At 54.2% G+C, this 10,052-nt stretch carries 12 protein-coding genes and 1 pseudogene; all 13 read left to right on the forward strand.

Annotation, left to right across the window (positions count from 1 at the left end; all coding sequences use genetic code 11):
• Nucleotides 1-241 precede the first annotated feature (241 nt).
• Nucleotides 242-955, forward strand: a complete 714-nt coding sequence (locus tag ACPLUI_RS06775) for an N-acetylmuramoyl-L-alanine amidase family protein (protein WP_424659511.1) — start codon at nt 242-244, stop codon at nt 953-955.
• Nucleotides 948-1,874, forward strand: a complete 927-nt coding sequence (locus ACPLUI_RS06780) for a serine hydrolase (protein ID WP_424659512.1) — start codon at nt 948-950, stop codon at nt 1,872-1,874. The genes ACPLUI_RS06775 and ACPLUI_RS06780 overlap by 8 nt, the downstream gene beginning before the upstream one ends.
• An 80-nt stretch (nt 1,875-1,954) precedes the next feature.
• Nucleotides 1,955-3,124, forward strand: coding sequence for a D-alanyl-D-alanine carboxypeptidase family protein (locus tag ACPLUI_RS06785; protein WP_424659513.1), 1,170 nt, complete (start codon nt 1,955-1,957; stop codon nt 3,122-3,124).
• A gap of 163 nt (nt 3,125-3,287) precedes the next feature.
• Nucleotides 3,288-3,629, forward strand: a complete 342-nt coding sequence (gene spoIIAA, locus ACPLUI_RS06790) for an anti-sigma F factor antagonist (protein WP_424659514.1) — start codon at nt 3,288-3,290, stop codon at nt 3,627-3,629.
• A 12-nt stretch (nt 3,630-3,641) separates the two neighbouring features.
• Nucleotides 3,642-4,094 (forward strand): anti-sigma F factor, encoded by a 453-nt coding sequence (gene spoIIAB, locus ACPLUI_RS06795; protein WP_424659515.1) that lies wholly within the window; start codon nt 3,642-3,644, stop codon nt 4,092-4,094.
• Between the two features lie 12 nt (nt 4,095-4,106).
• Entirely contained in the window at nt 4,107-4,886 is a 780-nt protein-coding gene (gene sigF, locus ACPLUI_RS06800; RefSeq protein WP_424659516.1) for an RNA polymerase sporulation sigma factor SigF, read from the forward strand.
• A 182-nt stretch (nt 4,887-5,068) separates the two neighbouring features.
• Nucleotides 5,069-5,263, forward strand: a complete 195-nt coding sequence (locus ACPLUI_RS06805) for a dodecin family protein (RefSeq protein WP_013822960.1) — start codon at nt 5,069-5,071, stop codon at nt 5,261-5,263.
• A gap of 118 nt (nt 5,264-5,381) precedes the next feature.
• Nucleotides 5,382-5,849, forward strand: coding sequence for a stage V sporulation protein AC (gene spoVAC, locus ACPLUI_RS06810; protein ID WP_424659517.1), 468 nt, complete (start codon nt 5,382-5,384; stop codon nt 5,847-5,849).
• Nucleotides 5,850-5,861: 12 nt separating this feature from the next.
• Complete coding sequence (gene spoVAD, locus ACPLUI_RS06815; RefSeq protein ID WP_424659518.1) at nt 5,862-6,875, forward strand: stage V sporulation protein AD; 1,014 nt, start codon at nt 5,862-5,864, stop codon at nt 6,873-6,875.
• 9 nt (nt 6,876-6,884) lie between these two features.
• Nucleotides 6,885-7,241: a stage V sporulation protein AE gene (gene spoVAE / locus ACPLUI_RS06820; protein WP_424659519.1), complete on the forward strand. Its 357-nt coding sequence runs from the start codon at nt 6,885-6,887 to the stop codon at nt 7,239-7,241.
• A 10-nt stretch (nt 7,242-7,251) separates the two neighbouring features.
• A complete protein-coding gene (locus tag ACPLUI_RS06825; RefSeq protein ID WP_424659520.1) occupies nt 7,252-8,781 on the forward strand; it encodes a spore germination protein in 1,530 nt (509 codons plus the stop codon).
• A 79-nt stretch (nt 8,782-8,860) separates the two neighbouring features.
• Nucleotides 8,861-9,847, forward strand: a complete 987-nt coding sequence (locus ACPLUI_RS06830) for an acyl-CoA dehydratase activase-related protein (protein WP_424659521.1) — start codon at nt 8,861-8,863, stop codon at nt 9,845-9,847.
• Nucleotides 9,847-10,052 (forward strand): annotated as a pseudogene (locus tag ACPLUI_RS06835) (CoA protein activase); the annotation flags it as partial. The gene ACPLUI_RS06830 and the pseudogene ACPLUI_RS06835, both read left to right, overlap by 1 nt.

The raw sequence follows: 10,052 nt of genomic DNA on the forward strand, positions 1-10,052 counted from the left end.
CGCGTTGCCGGCTATAATTCCGGACAAGTGAGGTAATAACCTCACGGCCTTCTCGCTGCCGGCTCATACGGGTTACGGAGATCCTTATTCCCTTTGGAAGCAAGAGGGGAGGAACTTCGTAACCCTTTTATTTTTGTCAGAAACTAGATCTCCCCGCGGCTTATAAATTCCATGGTGATTGTAAACCTTAAGTAAAGCAGGGATCCAGCGGTTTGAGATTAGTTGCCGAGGTGGATACGCGTTGCATCCTGTAGCGAAAAGCCTGGCCCGCTTTGTGGTCGTGATAGTTCTTCTCTGCTTGTTTTCGGTGGGGATTCCGTTGGAGGCGGCCCCCTCCAGTAAACCTCTGGCCGGACGCGTGATCGTGATTGATCCCGGCCACGGAGGAGACGACCCCGGGGCGGTGGGATGTCACGGCATTGTAGAGAAAGACGTAGCCATGGAAATCAGCCGGCGGGTGGCCGGCGTCTTGCGGGATGCAGGTGCCCGGGTGGTGCTGACCCGGGATGGAGACAGGGAACCTGCGGGTGCCGGGGGTAGCGGTGGAGGTAGAATACAAGCCCACGACCTGGCCCGCCGGGTGGAACTGGCCAACAAGTGCGGTGCTCATATTTTCCTCAGCATCCACTTGAATCACTTTTCCGAACCTGATGAATACGGAGCACAGGTTTTTTACCAGGTTGGTTCTCAGGAAAGCCGGAAGCTGGCCGAAGCCATCCAGGTGGAGCTTAACAGGAACCTGATAGACTCCGGGCGCCAGGCTTTGGCCGGCGATTTTTACGTCTGCCGCAATTCTCGCATCCCGGCAGTCATAGTAGAAGTGGGGTTTTTGAGCCATGAGGAGGAATCCCGGCGGTTAACCGATCCCGCCTACCAGGAACGTGCTGCCCGGGTAATCCTCCAGGGCGTGGTTAATTATTTCCAGGGCAATAAGGAGGTGAAACAGCATGGTTGACATTTCACGCCTGGTGGTTTTTTTGCTCGCTTTAAGTCTTGGTACCTGTCCCCTCACTGCCTGGGGCAGTCTACCGGCCACCGGTCAGCCTCCCGGACAACCGGTGCAGGTGCAGTCTGTTGATTACTCACCCTTGAAAAAACAGATGGAAAGTTTTATCCGTGGGAAAAAGTCTGATTTTGCCATTTACTTTGAAGATCTGGCCTCCGGTGCCAGTTTCGGTATTAATGCCGACAAACCAATGGTGGCAGCCAGCACGGTCAAGCTGCCCATGGCCCTGTACATAAACGACCTGGTGGTGCAGGGTAAAATGCACTGGTACGACCGGGTGAGTTACCGCAAAGCTACGGACTATGAAGACGGTTCCGGAGTGCTGCGGTACGAAGCCAGGGACGGTGATACCTATTCCCTGCGTTTGCTGACCAACCTCGCCGTTACCATAAGTGATAACGTGGCCTTTCGCATGCTGGCCAGGCATGTGGGCCGGTCGAACTTCTGTGCCTATATGCGGGAACTCGGTGGCCGTACTATTTATCCGGGAGGTAAAAATTTAACCACCGCGCGGGACCTGGCCGCTTATGTGAAGGCCACCCTGGATTTCGCCCGGCGCCACCCGCAGGAAGGACAGCGCCTGCTCGACGATCTGGCTCACCCGTCTTTTCATGTTGGCTTACCGGGCTTGCTCCCGCACCAGGTCATGGTGGCCCATAAGGAAGGGGACCTGGATGGTATAGCAAATGACTGCGGGGTGGTTTTTAGCCAGCGGCCTTACATCCTTGTAGTTCTGTCCAGTGGGGTAAAAGAAACCCGGGAGGGTTTTGCCGATATCGCCCGCTTGAGCAAGATGGCGTACGATTTCCAGCAGTCTCTGCCGGCGGCTGAAATATTCCCTTTGTACCAATCACCAAAGCATCCCTAGAGCGTTGGCGGACCGTGAGTATCATCAGCAAGATTCAGGATAAAAATCAGGATAAAAAAATATGAGGAGGTTTATACCGCATGTTCGCCCGGAAGGTCCTCGCTACATTGTTGATCTGTTTATTTACCGTGGCTTTTGCCTTGCCGGCCTGGGCAGTAAAAGAAAAAGAGGAGGGCACCAGCGGCGGGCTGGATACCACTGCCGAATCCGCCGTACTTATGGAAGCTCACACGGGGAAGGTTTTATGGGCTAAAAATCCCGATAAGGAATTGCCAATGGCCAGTGTGACCAAGCTCATGACCCTTCTTTTAGCCGTGGAAGCCGTGGAACAGGGCAAGGTCAACCTGAAGGACCGGGTGGTGGCCAGTGAGAACGCGTGGGAGATGGGCGGCTCACAGATTTACCTCGAACCCGGTGAAGAATTCAGTTTTGAGGAAATGCTCATCGCCGTGGCCGTGGGATCAGCCAATGATGCGAGCGTGGCCGTGGCTGAGCACGTCCTGGGGAGTGAGGAAGCCTTTGTGGAGGCCATGAACCAGCGGGTCAAACAGCTGGGCCTTAAACATACTCACTTTGTCAACTGTACTGGCCTCCCGGCCAGTGGTCATTACACTTCAGCCTACGATATGGCGGTTATTCTCCGCGAATGTTTGAAATACCCTCTATTCCGCCGCATCTCCTCCATTTACGAATATGATCTCCGGGGCGGGAAATTCAAGCTCTGGAATACAAACAAGCTGCTCAAATGGTATGAAGGTGTGGATGCGGGCAAGACGGGTTGGACCAACGAGGCGAAATATTGTCTGGCCTCTTCAGCGGAACGTGATGGTCTGCGGTTGATTGCGGTAGTCCTGGGTACTCCTGAACCCAGAAGCCATTTCCGGGAATCCATCAAACTGTACAAATATGGCTTCGCCCGCTACAAGGCTGTAAACATTTACCCGGCCGGTGCTAAAGTAAAGGCTCTGCCTGTGAGCAAAGGGGCGGTTGACAAGCTGGATGTGGTCACTGCAGACCGGGTTACCGTGGTCGTACCAAAAGGTGAAGACCGTGGCTTCACCACCCACCTGGAACTACCATCCCGCGTGACCGCTCCCGTGGTCAAGGGACAACAACTTGGCTATTGTGTGGTGAAAAAAGACGGGCAGGAAGTGCTACGGGTACCCCTGGTGGCCCGGTACGATGTTAAAAAAGCCAGCTTGCTGCAACAGATCAAAAAAGTTTTCACCCGTATGTACGGCGTTCGCTAAATCGGGGTGCCCCGGGAGGGGCACCTTAAAATTTGCATTTCGACAGAATATATGGTAACATTTAGCAGGAAAATCCGGTTCTGCCGTAGAAGTATTGAAGTCAAAACGTAAATATTCTTTAAAACCCTGAATATTTACTTGAAAAGCGGCAGGAGTTGATTTAATGATGGAACTGGATCTGGAAATCAGACAGGATACCCTGTTTGTCCGGCCGGAGGGAGAGCTTGACCTGGGAGTGGCCGACTACCTGCGCCGCACCCTGGAAGAATCTTTAAGTAAAAACCCGGTGCGTCACCTTGTTTTTAATTTTAACCGGGTTTCTTATATCGATAGTTCCTGTCTGGGGGTCATCCTTGGCCGCTACAAGCGCCTGGCCAGGGAAGGGGGCAGGGTTTCGCTGGTGGGCCTCCAGCCCCATGTGCGCCGCATTTGTGAACTCTCGGGGTTACTGCGGATCATGAGTGAGTATACCACGGAAGAAGAAGCTGTAGCCAGGGCCGGGTGAGGGGGGATTGTCATGAAGGTGATTAACCAGCTGAAAATGGAGTTTTTAAGTTTACCGGAAAACGTGGCCTTTGCCCGGGTGGCCGTAGCGGCTTTTGCTTCCCAGCTGGATTTCACATTAAACGACCTGGAGGAAATCAAAGTAGCTGTTTCCGAAGCGGTGGCCAATGCCATTGTCCATGGTTATGAAAATTCCCCGACAGGCATTATAAGGGTGTTTGTCACCCTCAGGGAAACAGGTGTGGAGATCAAGGTGGAAGACGGCGGCAAGGGCATTGCCGATGTAAAGAAGGCGCTGGAACCGGCCTATTCCACCGATCCGGAACGGATGGGACTGGGATTTGTGTTCATGCAGTCCTTCATGGACCGCCTTCATGTCGATTCCGGGCCGTCCAGGGGTACCCGGGTGACAATGGTTAAGAATATCAACCGGGGTGCAGCAGCTGCTTCCCAGGGGGGTCACTGAGGTGACTGCCCCATGAGTACCCGATTGGTGGAAATGAATTTACCCCGCTTCCCTCTTTTGCGCGACGAAGAGATGCGGGAACTGCTGCGCCGTGCCCGGGCCGGGGATAAGGCCGCCCGGGAAAGGTTGATCAATTGTAATTTAAAGCTTGTCTTCAATCTGGTCCGGCGCTTTCAAAACCGGGGTTATGAACTGGAAGATTTATTCCAGATCGGGTGCATCGGCCTGATGAAGGCCATTGACAAATTCGACTTAAACTACGACGTTAGATTTTCTACTTATGCCGTACCCATGATTGTAGGAGAAATCCGGCGCTTCTTGCGGGATGACAATCCCGTGAAAGTCAGCCGGTCGGTAAAGGAAACCGCCTACCGCATACAGCAGGCCCGGGAACGCCTTACCGGGCGGCTGGGCCGGGAACCCTCGGTGGGGGAAGTGGCGGCGGAGCTGGGAATCTCCAGGGAAGATGTGGTTACCGCCCTGGAAGCGGCCCAGGCACCTGCTTCCATCTACGAAACCCTCCACCAGGATGACGGGGACCCCATATACCTTCTGGATCAGCTCCAGGATGGGGAAGAAGGTGAGGTGCCCTGGCTGGACCATATTGCTGTGAAGGAGCTGCTCATGTCCCTGCCCGAACGAGACAGGAAAATCCTCATGTGGCGGTTTTTTGAAGATAAAACCCAGGCAGACGTAGCCAGGCGCCTGGGTTTATCCCAGGTACAGGTATCCCGCTTGGAACGACAGGCGTTAAAAAAGCTTAAGGAAATGATGCAGCCGGGGGAGGATTAACAACCCCCGGCTTTTTTCTATATCACCGGTAAATTCACGGGGACTGGCTGGATTCCTCACTTACAGAGCATGGTAAACCTGTCAAGGGGTTCTAACAAAAATTTTGCCAACCGCATAAAACCCGGTTTAACCGTAGATAATAGCTTTAGTCTTTAAAAAGTTTATCAAAGGAGGATGACTTTATGCATATCAAGGTTTCGGAATTGGTAGGCGAGTCGCCCAACGGGTGGAAAGCGGCAGTCCAGGCAGCTGTGGACGAAGCATCCAAGACCATCAGCGATATTGTAGGCGTGGAAGTGGTCAACCTGACTGCCAATGTGCAAAACGGGCGGGTTACTGAGTACAAAGCTAATGTCAAAATCGCCCACCGGGGCTAATCAAAAAACCGGGACACCAAAGAGGGTGTCCCCCTTTATTTTTAGCTTTTCAGGACTCCCTTTGGAGCGCATAATCGCGTGGTAACGAGGAAACCATAACAACCGGGGGTGAGACCTGATGGCCGAGGTAAAAGATTCTCAACCACTGGAAATACAGAAAAAAGAATATCAGAAGATGGTCCGGGAGATTCAACCGCGACCCACCGTGGGCCGTAACGTTTTCTGGGCCTTTGTCGTGGGCGGTCTGATCAGTGTTTTGGGGCAGCTATTTTTGAACTTTTTCCAGGCCCGGGGGCTTACTTTCCCGGAAGCGGGGGCAGCCACGTCCACGGTGCTGGTATTCCTAGCCGCTCTGCTTACCGGGCTGGGGGTATACGATGAGATTGCCAAATTTGCCGGTGCCGGTACCATAGTACCCATTACCGGTTTTGCCAATTCCATGGTCGCTCCGGCCATGGAATACCGGGGTGAAGGTCTGGTTCTCGGAGTGGGCGCACGGCTGTTCACCGTCGCCGGGCCGGTACTTGTGTTTGGCATTGTTACAGCCTGGTTGGTAGCCCTTTTGTACTACTTCTTCTTCCGGTAGGAGGTGGAGCCTTTGCCGGCACCCAAAAAGAACGGATTGCAAACTGTCTGGTTTCAAAATCCGCCGGTCATAATCTCAACGGCCACTATTGTGGGAAGCAAGGAAGGCCAGGGGCCTCTTGCGCATACTTTTGACAAGGTTGTGGAGGACAACTACTACGGGGAAAACACCTGGGAAAAAGCAGAGCGCCGGATGCTCAAAGAAGTAATGCAGAATGCCATCCAGCGGGCCAACCTGCAACCCCAGAATATCGACTACCTGCTGGCCGGTGACCTTTTGAACCAGATCATCAGCGCTGATTTCGTCGCCCGGGATCTGGGTATCCCCTTTATCGGCCTTTACGGGGCCTGTGCCACCATGTATGAAGGTCTGGCCCTCGGGGCGATGCTCATTGATGGTGGTTTTGCGGAGTATGTGCTGGTAGGAGTATCCAGCCACAATGCTACGGCCGAAAGGCAATATCGTTATCCCACGGAGCAGGGTACCCAGCGTCCCGTGTATTCCACCTGGACGGTAACAGGAGCGGCGGCGGCGGTACTGGCCCGCCAGGGTAACGGGCCGGTGATTACTCATGCTACCATAGGTAAAGTAATTGATCTGGGCCAGGGAGACCCCATGAACATGGGGGCGGCCATGGCCCCCGCAGCGGCCGATACCATGGCCCGTCACCTCATGGATACCCAGCGGCAGCCCGATTACTACGATCTTTTTGTCACGGGTGACCTGGGAACTTACGGGCGTGAACTTGCCCTTAAATTAATGCAGCAGAAGGGTTATGACATTTCCACACGGTTTACCGACTGCGGAATCATGATTTACGCTCCGGAGCAGGATGCCCATGCAGGGGGTAGCGGGTGCGCCTGTGCGGGTGTGGTCACCTGTGGTTACCTGATCCAGGAAATTAAGGCCGGCCGCTTAAAGCGTATCCTGGGTGTTGCAACCGGAGCCCTTTTCAGCCTTTGCAGTTACCAGCAGGGTGATACTATTCCCGGCATTGCTCATGCCGTGGTCATAGAAGGACGGTGATGGGGAAACATGATTTTATTAAAAGCATTTCTCGTGGGCGGCCTGTTATGTGTGATTGCCCAGCTCCTGATGGATCTGACCAGCCATAAAGTTACGCCCGCTCACGTACTGGTGGGTTTTGTGACCGGGGGAGCTATTTTAAGTGCTCTGGGTTTGTACCAGCCCCTGGTTAAGTGGGCCGGGGCGGGAGCCACGGTACCGTTGAGCGGCTTCGGACACATGCTGGCGCAGGGAGCCATAAACGGGGTCAAACAAAAAGGAGTTCTGGGAGCTTTTACCGGAGGGGTGGCCGCTACAGCCGCTGGTATAACCGCAGCGGTCGTTTTTGGTTACCTGGCCGCCCTGGCCTTCCGACCAAAAGGATAGGAGTGATCTTATGACCCAGCAGACGGCAGGTGTGAACCAGCAGCCGGCGGGCTCGAATAACAAAACGCCCGTCAAAAAACGGCTGGAAGAGAACACTGAGTTCCTGAAGAAAGCTCTGGGAATAGGGGAAAGTTTCGATGTTCTCATGCGTGAATTGAATATAGGTGGCGTTAAGGTCGCCCTCCTCTTTGTGGATGGCCTGACCAACGATCAATATTGGACCTTTATCCTGGAACACCTTGCGGAACTGGAACGGGAAGGGGTGACCATAAATACCTTCCGCAAGTTTTTCTACCGCCACGTTCCCTACAGCGAGGTCAGCCAGGTCGAGTACCTGGAGGACATCGTGGACAAGGTGCTTTCAGGTCCCCAGGCACTGCTTATCGATGGGGAAGACAAAGCCATCATCATTGACGCCCGCATTTATCCCGTCCGCCAGCCCGAGGAGCCTGATCTGGAAAGGGTGGTTCGGGGTTCCCGGGACGGTTTCACCGAAACACTGGTCTACAACACCGCACTTATCCGCCGTCGTATAAGGGACCCCAGGCTGCGTATGGAGCTCCTCCAGGCGGGCAGGAGGTCCAAGACCGATATAGTCATTTGCTTCCTCCAGGACGTGGCCAACCCGGACCTGGTGGACAGTATCAAGGAAAAGATAAAACACATTGACATTGACGGCCTGCCCATGGCGGAGAAAGCGGTAGAGGAATTGATCACTCCGGGCAGCTACTGGAACCCTTTCCCCCGGGTACGCTATACGGAGCGCCCGGACGTGGCTGCCATCCACCTGCTTGAAGGACACGTCCTGGTGCTGGTGGATACTTCTCCCAGTGTGGCCATAGTTCCCGCCACCTACTTTCATCACCTGCAACATGCTGAAGAATACCGGCAGAGCCCTTCTGTGGGTGTATGGTTGCGTACGGTGCGTTTCGTGGGGGTGGCTGTTTCCATCTTCCTGTTGCCTCTCTGGTTTTTAGCCGCCCTGCATCCGGAACTGTTACCACCGGCCCTGAAGTTCATCGGTCCTAAAAAAGTTGGCGCCATTCCCCTGATAGTCCAGTTCATTATTGCCGAATTTTCAGTGGACATGGTTCGGATGGCGACCATCCACACTCCCACGGGCCTGTCGGTCTCTATCAGCTTGATCGCAGCGCTGCTTATAGGCAACATTGCCGTTTCCGTAGGTTTGTTTGCACCCGAGGTAATTTTATATACGTCCATAGCCATGATAGGGGTGTTTCTTACTCCGAGTTATGAACTCTCCCTCGCCAACCGCCTGGTGCGCCTCTTCCTTATGGCAGCCGTGGCTGTGGCCGGCCTGCCCGGTTTTATCATTGCCACGCTGGCAACTTTGGCCTTTCTGGCTGCCACGAGGTCCTTCGGGGTTCCTTACCTGTGGCCCTTGATCCCCTTTAACTGGACGGCTCTGAAGAAAGTGCTGGTGCGTTATCCGGTCCCTGTAGAAAACATCCGTCCCAGCATCCTGAAAACCCGGGACAAATACCGGCAGGCCGTACCCGAGCCTGCACGAAAACGGTAAGCCCCCATCCCGGGGGCTGTTTTATTTTCCGCCCTTTGGGTCATACTAAAAATATTGTAAGAAGAGAGGAGTAAGTCCCATGACCCTTAAGGTAGGTATACCCAGAGCCTTACTTTATTACTATTACTTACCTTTATGGCGCACTTTTTTCGAGGCTCTGGGGCTGGAAGTAGTTATCTCGAACCCGACCACCAAATCTATTCTGGATGCCGGTTTACATAACTCTGGTGATGACGTCTGTCTGCCTGTGAGATTGGCTTTTGGTCACGTCATTGATTTAAAAGACCGGGTAGACATGCTTTTCTTGCCCAGGCTGGTAAGTATAGCCCGCCGTGAATACATATGTCCCAAGTTTCTGGGCTTTCCGGACATGGTCCGGCGTGGAATTTCAGGGTTGCCACCCCTCCTGGACCCGAACCTCAATCTTTACCGTAAGGATAATCCTTACCCTTTCTTTGCCGCCCTGGGCCGCAACTTCACAAGTAACCGGCTCGCCATTTACCTTGCCTACCGGCGGGCCATGCACGCCCAGACCTCCTATATCCGGTTGCTGGAAAAAGGGCTCTTCCCCGAACAGGCGCTGGCAGTACTTTACCAGGGGGTGGCGGAAGAACAAAAGACCGGCGGCGGCCCAACAGTGGCCGTAATCGGTCACCCATACAATATCTACGACCCTTACATCAGCATGAACCTTTTGAAACGCCTGATAAAGAGCGGGGTACGGGTTTGGAGCGCCGATAACCTGCCGGAAACCCTGGTCCGGGAACAGGCTGCCAGGCTTCCCAAACACCTTTTCTGGAGCCTGGGACAGCGCATAATCGGGGCTGCCTGGTATTACCTGCAGAATCCGGATGTGGACGGCATCATCCATGTAGCTTCCTTTGCCTGTGGCCCCGATTCTCTCACGGGGGAACTGATCTCCCGGGAGGTAAAACGCCGGGGTAAGCCCTTCCTCAACCTGACTCTGGACGAGCATTCGGCAGAAGCCGGAGTGGTAACCCGCCTGGAAGCCTTTCTGGATATGATGGAACGCCGGCACTTTCATGTCGCAAGGGAGAGTGTATGATGAAGGTTACCTTTCCTCACATGGGACATATGTGGATCTGCCTTTCGGCCATGCTGGAATACCTGGGGGTGGAGGTGGTGGTACCTCCGCCTACCAGTAAACGTACCCTGACCCTGGGAGCCAGACATGCTCCCGAATTTGCATGTCTGCCTCTCAAACTGAACCTGGGCAATTTCATGGAGGCCGGTGAACTGGGTGCCGATAC

Source organism: Desulfofundulus sp. (genome assembly GCF_049701015.1).
Classification (GTDB): domain Bacteria; phylum Bacillota; class Desulfotomaculia; order Desulfotomaculales; family Desulfovirgulaceae; genus Desulfofundulus.